The sequence below is a fragment of the Deinococcus betulae genome (genome assembly GCF_020166395.1).
Taxonomy (GTDB): Bacteria; Deinococcota; Deinococci; order Deinococcales; family Deinococcaceae; genus Deinococcus; species Deinococcus betulae.
This window is the reverse complement of record NZ_JAIQXU010000041.1, coordinates 12,358-28,452: the sequence shown is the minus strand read 5'-3', so window position 1 is coordinate 28,452 and position 16,095 is coordinate 12,358. Positions and strand designations below refer to the sequence as shown.

Here is a 16,095-nt window from a genome sequence, read left to right as displayed (position 1 = left end):
GTGTGTCCTCCTGGTTTGGGACTGCCCGCCGGAGAGCAGGCAAGCCTTGACAGTGTACAGGGACCCCGCGCAAACGCAAAGAGCAGATGCTCAGAGTTCTCACGGCCCTGCAGAGCTTTCGGCGCGTCCCACGTAAAAGCAGGACACGCCGAGGATGTTGGAGCTTCTGGTCGGGATTGAACCGACGACCTCTCCCTTACCAAGGGAGTGCTCTACCACTGAGCTACAGAAGCGAAAGAAAAAAGCGGGAAACGAGACTCGAACTCGCGACATTCAGCTTGGGAAGCTGACGCTCTACCAACTGAGCTACTCCCGCGTGAACGTGGTGGGCAGGGGCGGATTCGAACCGCCGTACACGTACGTGAACAGATTTACAGTCTGTCGCCTTTAACCACTCGGCCACCTACCCATCCTTCTCGCTTTTGGAGCCACCCAGGAGAATCGAACTCCCAACCTTCCGATTACAAGTCGGGTGCTCTACCAGTTGAGCTAGGGTGGCACCGTCCCTGACAGAAGTGTGGAACGAATGTTCGGCCTCTGAGTGCGGAAGTTTTCGCGCTTGCTGCGCAATCACTTCCGGCTGGGAATAGTAGCACCGCCCCCTAATGGTGTCAATCGGGGTGCGGGGCCAGCGCGGGGCCAGCTCCTGAGCGCCGCCTTGAGCGTTTGCAGAGCCAGCGGCGATATGCGCCATGTGGCGCATTTGAGGCTTGGCGAGGAGGCGTATTCTGACCCGCGCACGGGTGCTGAAAAGGCACTCTGACAGACCACCGCTGTATGTCATCCCTCTTGCCCGCCCCCTGGGAGGCCCCTTTGGACAGTTTCCGCTCGCTGTGGCCGTACATGCGCCTGCATACGCGCCAGTACATCATCGGGCTGGTGGCCGTGGTGATTGCCACGTCCGTCAACCTGCTGCCCTTTTACCTGATTCGCCTCACGATTGACGGCCTGACAGGCCAGGTGGACGCGGACCCCACCACGCCCGGCCTCACGCTAGGAACGGCGGCGATCTACGCCCTGGGAATCGTTGTGGCCGCCACGACCGCCGGCTTTTTTATGCTGGTGATGCGCCGCCAGATTGTGGTGGCGTCACGCCAGAGCGAATACGAGATTCGGCGCGACCTGTTCGCCCACCTGCAAACGCTGGACAAACCGTATTACGACCGCGCCCGCACGGGTGACCTGATGAACCGCCTGACTGGCGACCTCAGCGCCGTGCGCGAAATGCTGGGTTTTGGCGCTTGGCAGATCGTGAACATCGTATCCGGCTTTCTGTCGGCTTTCACCGTGATGTTCAGCCTGAGCTGGCAGCTGACTCTGATCGTGGTGGCAATTGTGCCAGTCATTGTCGGGGTCTTGACCTACCTGGCGCGGCAGATCAACGAGCGTCACCGGCTGGCGCAGGAACAGAACTCTCTGATTTCGGCCCGCGCCCAGGAAAACTTCAGCGGCGCGCGCGTGGTCAAGGGCTACGCCATTGAGGACCGCGAGATTCAGGACTACCGCGCCATGAACCTCGAACTGCTGCGGCGCAACATCGCCCTGACGAAAGTGGACGGGCCGCTGCGCTCCTTCATGAGCCTGTTGCTGGGCCTAGCTTTCGGCCTGATTCTGCTGATGGGGGGCCGCCTGATTTTAGAACCGGGCAGCACCTTTACGGTGGGGATGTTCGTGCAGTTTGTGGGGACGCTGGAACGCCTGACCTTTCCCATGCTGATGATCGGCTGGATTACCGGCATCATTCAGCGCGGCATGGCCTCGTGGCTGCGCCTGAGAGAGATGTTCGACGCCCAGCCGCTGGTCCGGGACCAGAGTGGGCGCACCGACGGACGCATCCGCGACCTCCACGGCGACGTGACCTTCCAGAACGTGACCCTGCGCTACGGGCAGACCACGGTGCTGGACGACGTGAACCTGCAGATTCCAGCCGGTACTTTCCTGGGCATCACTGGTCCTACCGGCAGCGGCAAGACTGTGCTGGGGCAGCTGCTGACCCGCGCGATGGACCCCACAAGTGGGCAAGTGAAGATTGACGGCCACGAGCTGCGGGTGATTCCGCTGGCCACGCTGCGCGACGCCATCAGCGTGGTGCCGCAGGAACCCTTCTTGTTTAGCGACACGATTGCCAACAACATCGGGTTTGGCATTGAGGCGCGTGACCTGCCGGACGTGCCCACGGGGGTCAGCGTGGTGGGCGCACCGCCGCCCGAGGACATTCCCCAGACCCCCGATCCTGCCCGCGTACGTGAGGCCGCTCGCCTGGCCGGCCTGCTGGACGACGTACAGGACTTTCCGCAGGGCTTTGACACCATGCTGGGTGAACGCGGCGTCACCCTGTCGGGTGGGCAGCGCCAGCGCACGGCCATCGCCCGCGCGATTGTCAGGGAGCCGCGCATTCTGATTCTGGACGACTCGCTGAGCGCCGTGGACACCGAGACCGAGCGGCGCATTCTGGATGGCCTGCGCGAGGTGAGCCAGGGCCGCACCGTGATTCTGGTGGCCCACCGCGTCAGCACCCTGCGCCACGCTGACCAGATCGTGGTGCTGAATGAGGGCCGCGTGGTCGAGCAGGGCAGCCACGACGAGCTGCTAGAGAGAAACGGCCATTACGCCCAGCTGGAGCGGCTACAGCGCCTGGCCAGTGACCTGGACAACGAAGACGAGGCGGTGGCTGACCCCGAGACGGCTGCCACTGCCCTGGAAAAAAATAGCCTGCAACAGAAGGTGACCCGATGACCCGCCCCGACGCGACCGACGCCTACCAGAAGGGCTTTGACGCCCAGCTGACCCGGCGCATCCTGCATTATGTGCGGCCCTACCTGGGGCTGGTGATCGGCGGGGTGGTGCTGGCCCTGCTGATCTCGCTGGCCTCGCCGCTGTTCGCGCTCATTCAGCGCCACGCGATTGACGCCTACCTCTCGCCTGTGGCGCAGGGGCGGGGCAACCGCGAGGCGCTGCTCAGCGGCCTCACCCTGACGGCGTTTGGCTACATGGGCCTGAAGGTGCTGGAATTCGCGCTGCAATACGGCTTCATTCTGGCGATTGGCTATCTGGGCCAGAACGTGCTGCGCGACATCCGCGCCGACGTGTTCAGCAAGCTGCAGCGCCTGCACCTGGCGTACTTTGACCAGAACCCGGTGGGACGGCTCATTACCCGCGTGACCAGCGACGTGGACGCCATCAACCAGTTCATTACCGGCGGCTTGGTCAGCCTGATTCAGAGCAGCTTTATCATCGTGGTGTACGTCATCGTGATGCTCAGCGTGAACTGGCGCCTGGCGCTGATTTCCTTCACGGTGCTGCCGGTGCTGTTTGTCACCACCAATTACTTCCGGGCCAAGCTGCGCGACGCCTTCCGCGAAACGCGCACCCAGCAGGCCATCGTGAACAGCAAGCTGAACGAGAACATCACGGGCATGCTGACCACCCAGCTGTTTGGCCGCCAGAAGCGCAGCGCCCTGGATTTCAACCTGAGCAACCGCGCCCTGTTGACCGCCAACGTGAACTCGGTGGGCTGGTTCTCGCTGTTCATGCCGGTGGTGGCGGTGCTGGGGCAGGTGGCCGTGGCACTGATTCTGTACTTCGCCGCCCGTCAGATTCTGGGCGTGGATGCCAGCGGCGCTGTGGCCGGGGCGATCACGGTGGGAACTCTATTTGCCTTCGTGCAGCTGTCGCAGCAGCTGTTCCAGCCGATTCAGGACCTGGCCGACGTGTTCAACAACCTTCAGGCGGCGATGGCGTCCAGCGAGCGCATCTTTGGCGTGTTGGACACCGAGGAAGCCATTGTGGACAAGCCGGACGCGAAAACGCTCCCCAACTTTGAAGGCCGGGTGGATTTTGAAGGCGTGTGGTTTGCCTACGACCAGAGCGTGACGGCCCAGGCCGCCGACACCGACGACCGCTGGATTCTGCGCGGCATTGACCTGAGCATTGCCCCTGGCGAGAGCGTGGCCCTGGTGGGCGCCACTGGCGCAGGGAAGACCAGCGTGACCGCCCTGGTCAGCCGCTTTTACGACGTGCAGCGCGGCGCTGTGAAGGTGGACGGCGTGAACGTGCGCGACTTGGCCCAGTACGACCTGCGCCGCCATGTGGGCGTGGTGCTGCAAGACGTGTTCCTGTTTGCGGGAACCATCGAGAGCAACCTGACCCTGAACAACCTCGAGATTCCCCATGAGCGTGTGGTGGAAGCCTGTAAGTACGTGGGCGTTCACGACTACATCCTGGGCCTGGAACACGGCTATCAGACCGAGGTGCGTGAACGTGGCGCCACACTGAGCACAGGCCAGAAGCAGCTGCTGGCTTTCGCCCGCGCTTTGATCCAGAACCCGGACATCCTGCTTGTACTGGACGAGGCCACCGCCAACGTGGACACCGAAACCGAGCTGCGCATTCAGGCCGCCCTGGAAAAGGTCATGCGGGGCCGTACCAGCATCATCATTGCCCACCGCCTCAGCACCATTGAGCACTGTGACCGCATTGTCGTGATGCGCAAAGGCCGCATCGTGGAACAGGGCAGCCACCGCCAGCTGCTGGACAAGGGCGGCTACTACGCCCGGCTGCACCGGCTTCAGTACGCGCAGGGGGATGCAGCGGACTGAAGTGGGTTGTGGGGAGTGGGAAAAGAGGGAGTGCGGTTGGCGGGAGGCAGTACGTGGGAAATGGAGCGCGCCGGCCGTAATGTTTTTCTCCCTCCCTCCTTGTGGGGGAGGGTTGGGGTGAGGGGAGGCAAGCGCAGCTTGCCCAGTTGGCTCAGCATCGTAAGTGTGAAGGCTCCATCCGATTTGCGGATGGAGCCTCCCAATTTGCCTTTCTCTCAAGTCAGCGAGACGGCCTCTACTTGCGGCGCTTCCGCTTGCCCCTCTTCCAGCAGGGGCCACAGCGCCAGCGGAATGGCGGCGTCCCAGCCTTGCGGGTGGCAGGCGGCGGGATAGGGGACGGGGGGCAAGTCGCCTTCACGCGGAAAGCCTGCAAACAGTTCGCTCAGGCGGGCGTCTGGGGCCGCGCGGGCGGCGTCAAAGAGGGCACGGGTGACCTGATGGGCTTCGGCGTGCAGGCCGGTGCGGGCCAGGCCCAGCGCAGCCAAGGCCGTGTCATGGGGCCACACGCTGCCGTTGTGATACGACACCGGGTTGTAGCGCGGCTCCTGCGTACCCAGGGTGCGAAGGCCCCAGCCGCTCCAGAGTTCTGGCCCCAGAACCGTGCGGGCGACCTGCGCGGCGTATTCGGGCGCAATGATGCCCGTGCATAGGGTATGGGCCGCGTTGCTCACCAGCACCCGTAGGGGCTGCTTGTCGCCGTTTAGGCCGTGGACATAGGTGCCGCGTTCAGGCCACCAGAAGGCCTGCTGAAAGGCCGCCTGAAGCTCCCCGGCGCGGGTGTCCCACTCGCCGGCCAGCGTGGCCTCGCCCAGCGTGCGGTACATGGCGGCGGCGGCGCGGTAGGCGGCGTAGGCATAGCCCTGCACCTCCACCACTGCCACATGCCCACTGACATCCACGCCCGCTGCGGTAAAGGTGGAGTCGCCGCTGTCTTTCCAGACCGCGTTGGTAATGCCGTTGGGGTCAGGGGTGTATTCCAGAAAGCCGTCGCCGTCGGGGTCACCGTCGGTCAGGCACCAGATCAGGGCGGCCTCCCAGTGGGGGCGCAACTCGGCCGCCAGGGCGGGGTCAGTCTGGGCCAGCTCGCCCACCAGCCACACGAAGAGTGGCGTGGCGTCGGCGGTGGCGTAGTAGGGGCGGTGAGGGGTGCGGCCCAGGCGGGTCAGTTCGCCCACACGCAACTCGTGCAGAATCTTGCCGGGCTGTTCCAGGGTCACGGGGTCGTGGCGCTGGCCCTGATGGGCGGCCAGGTAGCGCACCACGGTCTTGGCCAGTGCAGGCAGGTGACGGTGGACCATCAGCGCCATGAGCATGGAGTCGCGGCCGAAGGGGGCCACAAACCACGGCAGTCCCGCCGCCGGAAAGGCCCCGAATTCAGTGGCAAAGCTGAGGCTGTGCAGGTCGGCCACGCTGCGTTCCAGCACGCGCTGGTCCTCTGGGTCGGCCAGGATGACGCGGGCGCGTAGGTCAGCCCGCAGCGCGGCGTAGTCGGCCAGCCGGGCTTCGGGATCGCCAGGGGTGGGAACCTCCTCGCCTTGCAGGGGAAAGACGCTGACCCGCAGCTCCGTGACCTCTTCGGTCAGCGTCCAGACCAGCGCCTCGCCGTCCCAGGTGGTAGGGAGACTAGTTTGCACGACGGTTCGACACCGCAGGCCGTCGCCGGCCAGGTAGTGGAAGGTCACGCCGTCCGGGGTAGCATTCACGCGCACGTCCCTCGTGCCCAGTTCGCCGGGCCAGCCGCGCACTTCAAACATGTCCAGGTAGTCGGCGGCGAGAAAAAGCTTCAGCTCGTGGGGGCCACCCTCCCGGTAACGGGTGACCCGCAAGGTGTCGCGCAGTTCGGTGGCCGTCACCTGAAGGTCGCGGCCCAGGCCCACCTTCATGGTGTAGCCCACGTTGGCGTTGGCGCTCTGTTCGTGCAGCCAAAAGGGGGCGCGCTCCTGCTGCATCAGGGGCTGGGGGGGGGCTCCATCCAGCCGCCACTCGTAGCGCGAGAGCACGCGGGTGTCGCGGCGGTACAGGCCGCTTTCGCCCTGCGCTACGGCGTAATGGGCGTCTCCCACCAGATAGAGGTCGTTGTCCTTGAGAACGGTGCGGGTGTTGAGCATGTGAATCCTTGGAACAGGAGAAAAGAAAGGGAAGCACCTGAGGCGCTCAGGCTATGGTGAGGGAGGAGTGCTTGACAGAGTGGCCGAATGTGTCAGCGCCGAATCGGTGGTGACTCGCACCCGTGAGGGCTGTCCACAAGGTTCGAATCCCTGACGCTCTTTGGAGATACGTCCTTAGGGCCCTAGTTCCTTTTTGAAGAGCTTGGGCGTACGTCTCAACCCTTCACGGCACTGTCGGCCCCGGTGTCCACGAAATAGCGCTGGAACACTACAAACAGGATGATGACGGGAATGGCGCTCAGCACGGCTCCGGCCAAGATCAGGCCGTAGTCCCCCTGGCCGCCGTAGAGTTCACGGAAGTTCGAGAGGCCCACCGTCAGCGTGAAACTGGTGTTCTCGCGCAGCAGCACCAACGGCCAGAAAAAGTCGTTCCAGGCGCCCTGGAACTGAGTAATGGCCAGGGCAATCAGGGCAGGCCCCGCCTGCGGTAGCATGACCCGAAAGAAGGTGGTGAAGGTGCCCGCGCCGTCAATGGCAGCCGATTCTTCTAGCTCGCGCGGCATGCCTTCAAAAAACTGCTTCATGAGGAAGACGCCGCCCGCTGCCACCAGGCCGCTCAGCCACAGGCCCCAGATATTCAGCAGGTTCAGGTCCTTGAGCAGCACGTAATTGCTGACCAGGTTCACCTGACTGGGGACCATCTGCACGAACAGCACCGCGCCCAGGAAGATGGCCTCCTTGCCGGGGAAGGTCATGCGGGCCAGGGCGTAGCCTGCCAGCGAGCAGAACAGGATGGCGGCCGCCACGCGCAGGAAGGCGTACAGGAACGAATTCAGCACCCAACTGAAAAACAGGCTTTGACCAGTTTTGCTGTCGCGGGTTTCGTTAAACGCACGGCGGTAGTTGTTGAAGGTGTAGCCGATAACGCCGGGCGTGATATTGCGGTAGGCGAACGAGCGCCCGAAGTTCTGCCGGTCACTGGGCGGCAGGGTGCTGGAGGTGATGCTCTGACCGCGCTGCACGTCCACTTGCAGCGGCGTGCGCTCGAACAGGGGGCCGCGCAGGGCGTAGCCTGCCGGGCCGCGCACGAGTTCCACCGCCTGCCCCTCGCTGAGTTCGTACTGCCTGGCCTGGGCTTCGGGGGTGTCCAGCACCACAGGCACCACCTCACCGCCGGGCAGCCGGGCGCGCAGGTCGGCTTCGGGCGCGGCCAGAACAGCGCGCACCGCTTCGCCCTCCTGACGGGTCAGGACCGGGCTCTGTACCGTGACGCGGTAGGTGCGGGTGTCGCCGCGTTGGGCCACCTCTTCGGTCTTGAGGGTGGCGTAGTCCTTCGCCTGGGCCTGACGGCCAATGGCGACCAAACTGACGGGTTGGTACGGAAACAGCGCCACGGTGGGCGGGGTCTGGGGCGCGCCCGCTGGAGACTGCACGCTGACCTCAAAGGTCACGGTGCGGCTCGGCGTCAGCCCGCCCTGCCAGCCGTCGGCCCCGCCCTGCATACCCAAAGACCATGCGCGGCGGATGAGCTGCGGCGAGAGCTGCGGAATATTGAGGGTCGGCGGGTACTCGTTGGGGTTGTCCTTCATGGAACTGAGCAGCCCGGTCACAAAGGGCCCCAGAAAGAAGAAGCTCATGACCAGCATGAAGGCGTACAGCCATCCTGCCCGCGCCCAGCGCCGCCGCGCCAGCCAGCGGTCGCGCGCGGCGGCAGTCTGCCGGAGATCTTCTCTGGGCAGTGCGGTGGTCATTGGGCCTCCGAGGGGAAGAAGCGGCGCTGTACGAAGACCATCGCCAGGATAATCAGCGCTAGGATGATGGCCCCAGCCGACGCCATGTTCACGGGCGCGGCCCCGGCTTTAAAGGTGTTGGTGTAGACGTAGTAGGCCAGCGTAATCAGGGTGTCACCCGGCGCCGCTGTGCCAATCACAGCCACCTGATCAAACATCTGCATGGTGCCGATCAGGCCCACGGTAATGACGTAAAAGGTCACAGGATGCAGCATGGGCACGGTTACGCGGGTCAGCTTCTGCCAGGGGGTCGCGCCGTCGATGTCGGCGGCCTCGTACAGCGCGCCGGGAATGTTTTGCAGGCCTGCCAGGAAGAACAGCATCAGGGTGGGGATGGTGGTAAAGGTGTTCTGAATCACCACCACCAGCAGCGGAATACTCAGCACCCGCACGCTCCCCACCTCAATCCACTTGTCGGCAAAATACTGGTAGTCGAAGGGCGGCACCTCGCGCACGCCCACCACACCGGCCCAGGCCAGCCCGGCTGTGACCGCCAGGGCGACCAGCGCGCTCATGGCGGCCAGCGCGGGGTCAAACCAGCCGGCGGGCAAGCGGCGTGCCCGCTCCAGCAGCACCTGCACCACCTGAGCGACCAGCAGCACGCCCAGAAAGGTCAGCAGCAGCGGCGCGTAAGCCTGCGCCTGCGTAATGACGTAGTTGGCAATGCCCCGGCGTTGAAACAACCACAGGAAAATCAGGGTGATGACCACGCTGCTGGTGATGCTGGGCATGTACCACGCCGAGCGGAAAAAGCTCATGCCGCGAATCTTGTTGTTTAGCGCGACAGCCATGAGCAGCGCGCCCACGGTTTGCAGGGTGGTGGTCAGCACGGCGAAGACCAGGCTGTTGCCCAGCGCCCGGCGAAACGAAGGATCGCCCAGCACGTCCGCGTAGGGTTTCACCCCAATCAGTTGCGGCGTGTTGAACAGGTTGAAATCGGTAAACGAGTAGTACACCGCGCGCCCAAAGGCGTAGAAGAAAAAGACGGCCGTGGTCACCAGAAACGGCGCCAGAAAGAGGTACGCCGTGGGCGTCTGAGAGAAGCCCCGCCTCATGTCAGGCGCTCTGAAAGGGGTGTTCCCCATAAGTTGTGGTGTGGCCTTTGCCTTAAGGCAACGGGTTCAAGGTGGGGAAAAGACCGTTCGGACCGGCAGCTTGGGGACACGCTCTGGCCTGGTGTGGGCATAGGAGCCTCCGGGGACAACAAAGGGGGTCGGGGCCAGCCGCCAGTGGGCCGCCCCGACCCGGCTGCGCGCCTAGCGGTTCTGGAAGGTGTTCATATCCGCCTGCGCCTTTTTCAGGGCGTCGGTGGCACTCTTTTGCCCACTCAGTACGGCGGCCAGGGCCTCGTTAATCGGCTTGCCCCAGTCGGTGCCCTGCGGCCCGAACGTAAAGGCGCGCACGTTGCCGTCGTCGGCGCCGTCAAAGACCAGGCGGCTATTCACGGCGCCAGGATCGGTCTTCTTGAAGTAGGCGTTGCTGGTCAGGGCGGTGCGGCTGGGAATGGCCAGGCCCTGTTCCAGTACGTACTGCTGCACCTGCGGGCTGGTCAGGATGTTCAGCACCTTCAGGGCCGCCTGGCGGTTCTTGGTGCCGCTGTTGATGGCCCAACCCACGGTGTACAGGAAGTTGCCGCGCGTGCCAGTCTTGGTGTATTTGGGCATCAGGGCGGTGCCGAATTTCAGGTTGGGGGCGTTGTCGCGCAGGAAGTTCACGACCCAGTTGCCTTCAATGGCCACCGCCACCTTGCCCGACTTCAGGCAGCCGCCAGTCCAGCCTTCACTGACCTCGCTGGGCTGAATGCCTACCTTGTTGCGGGCCAGGCCGGTGTAGAAGTTAAAAGCCTCCACAAACCGGGGGTCGGCCAGATTGGTCTTGCCCTTGGAGTCAAACTGCTGCCAGCCGGTGGCAAAGGCAAAGGCGCCAAAGCGGTCCCAGTTGGGCTGCAGGCAAATCCCGGCGTAGTCGCTGCCCAGTTTCTGTTTCAGGGTGGTCAGCTTGGTCTGCAGCGTGGCCCAGGTGTCGTTGTTGTTGGGGTAAGCCACGCCCGCCTCGTCAAACAGGTCGCGGTTATACACCAGGGTCAGGGTGTTGAAATCCTTGGCCACGCCGTACAGGCGGCCGCCCTTGGTAAAGGCCGTGTTCAGGCTCTTGATAAAGGGTCCAGTGCTAACCAGGCCGTTCAGAGGCAGCACCTTGCCGGTGGCCACAAAGCCGTCAATGGTCTCGGCGGGCAGGTAGAACACGTCGCCCGCGTTGCCAGCGGCCAGCAGGGTGGTCAGGGATTTGTTGTAGTCGCCCTGAAGCGGCTCGTAGATCACCGTGATCTTGTCTTTGGCCAGCGCCGGCTTTACGAAGCGGTTGATCAGGTCGCCCACGACGGCGGGGTCGGTGCCGCCGTACCCGTTGATCTTGATGGTGGTCTGGGCGGCCGCTGTCTGGGCGGCACTGGCAGCGAGAACGGCGAGGCTGAGCAGGAGCGTCTTGTTCATGGCATCCCTCCGGGGACTGGCGCGGTGGTCGCGCCGGGAATCAGCTGTACAGGAATGAATTCGCCCCTGGGCGGCCGGCCGGCAATGGCTTCCTGCACCAGGGTCAGGGCGGTGGCGGCAATGCGGGGAATGTCCTGCGCCACGGTGGTCAGGGTCAGCGGAATGGGGAGTTCGGGCAGACCGTCAAAGCCCACCACGCTCACGTCCTCAGGGACCCGCACCCCCAGGTCGTCCAGTGCCGCCACGGCTCCGGCGGCGCTCTCGTCACTCTGGGCAAACAGGCCGGTAAACCGCAGCCCGCCCTCCCAGGCCCGTCGCACCGCGCGGTAGCCGCCCAGCACCGAAAAATCGCTGGGAATGGTGTGCAGGGTGGCCCCGGCCGCGCGGGCCGCGTCCCGGCAGCCGTATTCACGGTCCTGCGCCACCTGGCTGGGGCCGCTGCCCAGATAAACCAGCTGGCGGTGCCCGGCCGCAGTCAGCTGTTGGGTGGCCAGCCGCGCGCCGCCCACGTCGTCTGGCGCCACCCAGAAGGCCCCTGGTTGATGCCCAATCAGAACGGCGGGCACGCCCTGAGCCTTCAGGTACTCCAGGCGGGGGTCGCCGTCCAGGGCGTGCAGCACCAGCACGGCGCTCGGCAGCCGCGCCATGCGCGTCAGGTCGGCGCGCAGGTCCACGAGCTGCACCCCCTGCGGCGCTGTCTGACTTTCCAGGGCGCGGCGAAACAGCACCTGATAGGGATGAAGCAGGGGATCGTCCCGGTCCAGTGACAGGCCCAGCGTGCGCCCGGTGCGCCAGCTGAGGTGCCGCGCGGCGGGGTCAGGCGTGTAATCCAGCTGCGCCATGACCGCCTGCACGCGCTGCCGCGTGCGCTCGGCAACGGTCGAGTGCCCGTTCAGCACACGGCTCACGGTGCCCTTGCTGACACCAGCTGCGCGGGCAATATCGTCAATGGTGGCGCGGGTGGCGGGGGTCATGGCCTGATTCTGGCGGCTCCTGGGGGAAGGAAGAGAATAGAGCACGAAGCGGACGTTTGTAACCGGTTACAGAAAATGGCAGGCTAAAGATGATGGATATGAAGAGGCAAGGCAGCCTGAATGTTCAAAATGTAATCGGTTACAAAACTATCCTACTCCTGATGGCGCGGCTGTCAAGTCTGGGTCACTCCTGCGCCGGGCGGAGTGAAATGCTGACTCGCCTGTAGGCAAAAATAATTTGTTCAGACGCAGAGAGCGGCGCGTTGGAAAGGCGGAAATAACTGGGTTCTGAGCTGGCCGTTGGAAACTTATTTGTGCTGAGTTGTGAAGGCAACAGCCACCAGACCAATTGAGGCTCTGGGCGGGGCAGCCCACTGACCTCTTGGCCGTGCGTATAACCATTCCCATCTCAGCCTTGTCTTGCCCCACTTTCAGCCCAAGAAAGTTGTTGTCCCTGAAGAAGTAAACACCTGTCAGGGCGCAGGCTGTTTCACTGACGCATGACCCTTCTGCCCAGCACTGACCTGCCCACCCAGGACCTTCCCACCACCGACCTGAGTGACCTGCACCCCCAGGCGCGCGTGCTGGCGCCAGTGTTTACGGAATACGGTGGACGGCCCCGTTTTGTGGGCGCCGCCGTGACCCTGCGTGTTCAGGACCACAACCCCCTGGTGCGGGCCGAACTGGAAACCCCAGGCGAGGGCCGCGTGCTGGTCGTGGACGGCGGCGGCAGCCTCAACTGCGCCCTGCTGGGCGGGATGCTGGGCGAACTGGGGGTGAGCAGCGGCTGGGCCGGCGTCATTGTGCACGGCTGCGTGCGCGACACCGCCGAACTGCGCCGCCTGAATCTGGGGGTGCGTGCTCTGGCCCCTCATCCCCGTAAAAGCGGCAAGCAACTGCAGGGAGAGCGTGGCGTCCCCGTGACCTTTGCGGGGGTCACCATCCAGCCCGGCGACATGATGTATGCCGATGAAGACGGCATTCTGGTCCTGCCAGCTATAAGCGAGTAAGGGGAGAGGGGGTGCCTCACCCTGGCCGCCCCCAGGCAGGGCCTGGAGCCTGTGCTGGGGAGCCAGAGGGGGTCTAGGTGAGGATCTGGACGGCCCGTGCCCACGCCGCTGGACACTCGGCGCAAAGGACAGACGACACGGTCCCCTAGCGCGTGCGCGCGTAGACTCCGCACATGCTTGAAGGTGTCCTTGCCCGGCTGGACGAAGCCGGGAACCTCGTGCCGCGCTTTACCGCGCCCCGCTGCTTGCTGGAGCGCCAGGCGGTGGGTGGCTGCGACGCCTGTCACGCCACTTGCCCGCACGGCGCCATCAGTCTGGGGATGGTCGGCCAGAGTGTGCAGATTGACCCGGCCAAGTGCACCGGCTGCGGCCTGTGCGTGCAGGTGTGCCCCAGCGGCGCCCTGGAGTACAACCTGGAACCGGCGCTGCAAAGCGTGAAAGACCAGCAGGCCCCAGACCGGCGCGCGACCCCCGACGCCAGCCTGACCTGTTCGCGCAGCGGCGCGGGTGGACCGTCGCTGCCGTGCCTGGGGCGCGTGACCCCGGCCCTGCTGTCGGCGGCCGGGGCCTGGGGCACGCCTCTGACCCTGCTGCACGGGGACTGCGGCGAGTGTCCCGTCGGCGCCCCGGACGTGCCGGCCCGCCTGGAACGGGTGCTGGACGAGGCCCAGCGCCTGCGTGAGCCGACTGGCCAGCCTGCACAGGTGAGTATTCGCGCGGCCCAGCCTGAAGACGCCGGGCGGTCCTTGACCGTCTCGCGGCGCGGCGCCTTTGGTGCCCTGTTCCGCGCGGGCAAGCAGCAGGTCGCCCAGAGCATCCCGGACCAGCCCCTGCCCTTTATTGACTGGAGTGTGCCCGAGGACCGTACGCCCCAGGAATGGGTGTGGCGCGCGCGCAGCCTCAAACCTGCCCCGCCCGAGGACGCCGCCATTCTGTGGCCCGCCCCGCTGGTGGACGAGAAGTGCATTGACTGCCCAGTGTGCGCCAACGTGTGCCCCACCAACGCCATCACGCGCGACCTGCAACCCGACGGCGGTGTGCATTTGCTGCTGAACCTGAGTGCCTGCACCGGCTGTATGGCCTGCCTACATTCGTGCCCCCCCCAGGCCATTCATGCCCAGAGCCACTGGCGCCCGGCGGCCTTCCGCGCGCCCCTGCTGCTGCGTGAGAGCGATACGGTCATGTAGGAAAGGACGGGTGGGCAGAGCGCAGGGCAAGAGAGAAGAGCCGCCGGTCAAACTCCCTTCAACCGCCCTCCCACGGTCCTGTCCGACCGCTCGGTCGGGGACGGCTGCCCCGGTCAGCGCGCGCTATCCTACCTCTCGTGAGCTTGCTGGCGGCTTTTCTCGACCTACACGGACAACGCGCCGTTGTGGTGGGTGGCGGCGCGGTCGCCCTGCGCCGCACGAAGGCCCTGCTGTCAGCCGGCCTGGAAGTGCAGGTCATTGCGCCGGTGGTCCAGCCTGAACTGGCCGCGCTGCCGCTGACAGTTCAGTGTCGGGCCTACCAGCGCGGCGACCTGGCCGGTGCAGCGCTGGTGGTGGCCGCCACCGATCAGCCCGACGTCAATGCCCAGGTGGTGAGCGACGCCCGCGCGCAGGGCACGCTGGTCAACGATGCGGGCGACGCGGCGCGCAGCACCCTGCGGTTCCCGGCCGTGGCCCAGCAGGCGGGTGTGCAGGTGGCAGTCACCACCGGGCGTGAATTGCCCCTGCTGGCCCAGGCCCTGACGGCCCGCGTGGCGGACCTGCTGCCCACTGAAGCGCAGGTGCAGAGTTGGGCCGCGCAGCGGGAAGCCGCCCTGACCCTCCCCAGCGACCGCAAACGCGCCGCCCTGGACACCCTGCGCGCCGATATCAGCCGCGCCCTGGGGGCCGCGTGACCCTGACCTGCCCCACCGCACGCACCTTTCTGGCAGGCCTGCCGCTGCCAGAGTCGCTGGACATTGCCGTGGTGGGCCTCAACCACCAGACGGCCCCGGTCGAGGTCCGTGAGCGCGCTGCCGTGCGGGCCGGTGAAGAAGGCCCGCTGCTGGCCCACCTGGCCCGGCACGCGCAGGAAGTCATGCTGCTGGCCACCTGTAACCGCACAGAAGTGTATCTGGCGGGCCTGACCGGCGACCCGCTGGCCGCCTTTGAAGGTGCCTGGGGGCACGCGCTGGACGGCCACCTGTATGTCCACCGGGGCGAGGCGGCGGTCACGCATCTGTACCGGGTGGCCGCCGGCCTGGACAGCCTCGTCATAGGCGAAACGCAGATTCAGGGCCAGGTCAAACGCGCCTGGCAGGACGCCCGCGCGCGCGGCCTGACGGGCACAACGCTGAATAAGGTCGCGCAGGGCGCCCTGGCGGCGGGTAAGCGCGTGCGCTTCGAGACCGGCATGAGCGACAAGGTCGTCAGCGTGTCCAGCGCCGCCGTAGAACTGGCGCAGGCCGCGCTGGGGGGGCTGGCGGGCCGCACCGCCCTGATTCTGGGCGCCGGCGAGACCGCCGAGCTGACCCTGACCCATCTGCGCGCCGCCGGCGTGGACGACGTGATCGTGGTGAACCGCACCGCTGAGCGCGCCCGTCAGCTGGCCGAGAAGCTGGGAGGCCGCGCCTGCGCCGCCGAGTACCTGCACGAGGTTCTGCCCGAAGCCGACGTGCTGATTGCCTCCAGCGCCGCGCCGCACTATGTCCTGCACGGCGACGGCGTGCAGGCCGCGCTGCGCCAGCGTCCGGGGCGGCCCATGTTCCTGATTGACATCAGCGTGCCGCGCATTCTGGACCCGGACATTGCGGGGGTGCCCGGCGCGCACCTGCACAATCTGGACGACCTGACCGGTATCGTGGCCCGCAACATGGCCAGCCGCCGCGCCGCGCTGCCGCACGCCCAGGCCATCGTGCGGGACGCCGCGGCCGACCTGAGCCGTTGGCACCTGACCCGTCAGGCCAGGTTGCGTGACTTGGCTCTGGCGAGTGACTGAAGGGGTTGTAGGGAGTGGGAAAAGCAAGGGCAGAGAAGTTGGCTGCGCGTTCCGTGAAAGAGGCAGAAGAAGAGAGGGCTGCCTGAAGTCTGTCGGCGGCCCTCTTTCTGGCCCTCATGCACGACCTTTCAACCATCTTCTAGGATTAACCCAGCCGTA

The 16,095-nt window shown here is 65.5% G+C and carries 11 protein-coding genes and 4 tRNA genes; 6 read left to right on the top strand and 9 right to left on the bottom strand.

The genetic code is table 11. The features are described from left to right. Nucleotides 1–158: 158 nt before the first annotated feature. From K7W42_RS20970 to K7W42_RS20955, 4 genes are all read right to left on the bottom strand, one after another. Nucleotides 159–233, bottom strand: a tRNA-Thr gene (locus K7W42_RS20970). A gap of 10 nt (nt 234–243) precedes the next feature. Next, nucleotides 244–316: transfer RNA gene (locus tag K7W42_RS20965), tRNA-Gly, on the bottom strand. A 7-nt stretch (nt 317–323) separates the two neighbouring features. Beyond that, a tRNA-Tyr gene (locus K7W42_RS20960) sits at nt 324–409 on the bottom strand. Between the two features lie 14 nt (nt 410–423). Beyond that, nucleotides 424–499, bottom strand: a tRNA-Thr gene (locus K7W42_RS20955). A 314-nt stretch (nt 500–813) separates the two neighbouring features. On the opposite strand from K7W42_RS20955, the gene K7W42_RS20950 reads away from it, so the two are divergent. Next, nucleotides 814–2,736, top strand: a complete 1,923-nt coding sequence (locus tag K7W42_RS20950) for an ABC transporter ATP-binding protein (protein ID WP_224577162.1) — start codon at nt 814–816, stop codon at nt 2,734–2,736. Continuing rightward, nucleotides 2,733–4,598, top strand: coding sequence for an ABC transporter ATP-binding protein (locus K7W42_RS20945; RefSeq protein WP_224577161.1), 1,866 nt, complete (start codon nt 2,733–2,735; stop codon nt 4,596–4,598). The genes K7W42_RS20950 and K7W42_RS20945 overlap by 4 nt, the downstream gene beginning before the upstream one ends. Nucleotides 4,599–4,813: 215 nt before the next feature. On the opposite strand, the gene K7W42_RS20940 is transcribed toward K7W42_RS20945, so the two are convergent. The 5 genes from K7W42_RS20940 to K7W42_RS20920 form a co-directional block, all read right to left on the bottom strand. After that, a complete protein-coding gene (locus K7W42_RS20940) occupies nt 4,814–6,706 on the bottom strand; it encodes an amylo-alpha-1,6-glucosidase (protein WP_224577160.1) in 1,893 nt (630 codons plus the stop codon). A gap of 215 nt (nt 6,707–6,921) precedes the next feature. Further along, complete coding sequence (locus tag K7W42_RS20935) at nt 6,922–8,457, bottom strand: carbohydrate ABC transporter permease (RefSeq protein ID WP_224577159.1); 1,536 nt, start codon at nt 8,455–8,457, stop codon at nt 6,922–6,924. Then, nucleotides 8,454–9,551, bottom strand: coding sequence for a carbohydrate ABC transporter permease (locus K7W42_RS20930; protein ID WP_224577158.1), 1,098 nt, complete (start codon nt 9,549–9,551; stop codon nt 8,454–8,456). The genes K7W42_RS20935 and K7W42_RS20930 overlap by 4 nt, the downstream gene beginning before the upstream one ends. 201 nt (nt 9,552–9,752) lie before the next feature. Beyond that, entirely contained in the window at nt 9,753–10,988 is a 1,236-nt protein-coding gene (locus tag K7W42_RS20925; protein WP_224577156.1) for an ABC transporter substrate-binding protein, read from the bottom strand. Continuing rightward, nucleotides 10,985–11,962, bottom strand: coding sequence for a LacI family DNA-binding transcriptional regulator (locus tag K7W42_RS20920; protein ID WP_224577154.1), 978 nt, complete (start codon nt 11,960–11,962; stop codon nt 10,985–10,987). Before K7W42_RS20920 ends, K7W42_RS20925 begins: the two co-directional genes overlap by 4 nt. Before the next feature lie 500 nt (nt 11,963–12,462). Between K7W42_RS20920 and rraA the strand changes: the two genes are divergently transcribed. The 4 genes from rraA to hemA all read left to right on the top strand — a co-directional run bounded on the left by rraA (nt 12,463) and on the right by hemA (nt 15,936). Beyond that, complete coding sequence (gene rraA, locus K7W42_RS20915; RefSeq protein ID WP_224577151.1) at nt 12,463–12,972, top strand: ribonuclease E activity regulator RraA; 510 nt, start codon at nt 12,463–12,465, stop codon at nt 12,970–12,972. A 173-nt stretch (nt 12,973–13,145) separates the two neighbouring features. Next, on the top strand, nt 13,146–14,159 hold the full coding sequence (locus tag K7W42_RS20910) for a 4Fe-4S dicluster domain-containing protein (RefSeq protein ID WP_157460201.1): 1,014 nt from the start codon (nt 13,146–13,148) through the stop codon (nt 14,157–14,159). Nucleotides 14,160–14,296: 137 nt separating this feature from the next. Next, the gene (locus K7W42_RS20905) at nt 14,297–14,854 is read left to right on the top strand and encodes a precorrin-2 dehydrogenase/sirohydrochlorin ferrochelatase family protein (RefSeq protein WP_224577149.1); all 558 of its coding nucleotides are present in this window, start codon (nt 14,297–14,299) and stop codon (nt 14,852–14,854) included. Further along, nucleotides 14,851–15,936: a glutamyl-tRNA reductase gene (gene hemA / locus K7W42_RS20900; protein WP_224577147.1), complete on the top strand. Its 1,086-nt coding sequence runs from the start codon at nt 14,851–14,853 to the stop codon at nt 15,934–15,936. Before K7W42_RS20905 ends, hemA begins: the two co-directional genes overlap by 4 nt. Nucleotides 15,937–16,095: the final 159 nt, after the last annotated feature.

Bases quoted from the DNA above. Each gene is read 5' to 3' on its own strand.
- K7W42_RS20945 (WP_224577161.1), top strand. From the start codon at position 2,733: ATGACCCGCCCCGACGCGACCGACGCCTACCAGAAGGGCTTTGACGCC.
- K7W42_RS20940 (WP_224577160.1), bottom strand. From the start codon at position 6,706: ATGCTCAACACCCGCACCGTTCTCAAGGACAACGACCTCTATCTGGTG.
- K7W42_RS20935 (WP_224577159.1), bottom strand. From the start codon at position 8,457: ATGACCACCGCACTGCCCAGAGAAGATCTCCGGCAGACTGCCGCCGCG.
- K7W42_RS20930 (WP_224577158.1), bottom strand. From the start codon at position 9,551: ATGAGGCGGGGCTTCTCTCAGACGCCCACGGCGTACCTCTTTCTGGCG.
- K7W42_RS20925 (WP_224577156.1), bottom strand. From the start codon at position 10,988: ATGAACAAGACGCTCCTGCTCAGCCTCGCCGTTCTCGCTGCCAGTGCC.
- K7W42_RS20920 (WP_224577154.1), bottom strand. From the start codon at position 11,962: ATGACCCCCGCCACCCGCGCCACCATTGACGATATTGCCCGCGCAGCT.
- rraA (WP_224577151.1), top strand. From the start codon at position 12,463: ATGACCCTTCTGCCCAGCACTGACCTGCCCACCCAGGACCTTCCCACC.
- K7W42_RS20910 (WP_157460201.1), top strand. From the start codon at position 13,146: ATGCTTGAAGGTGTCCTTGCCCGGCTGGACGAAGCCGGGAACCTCGTG.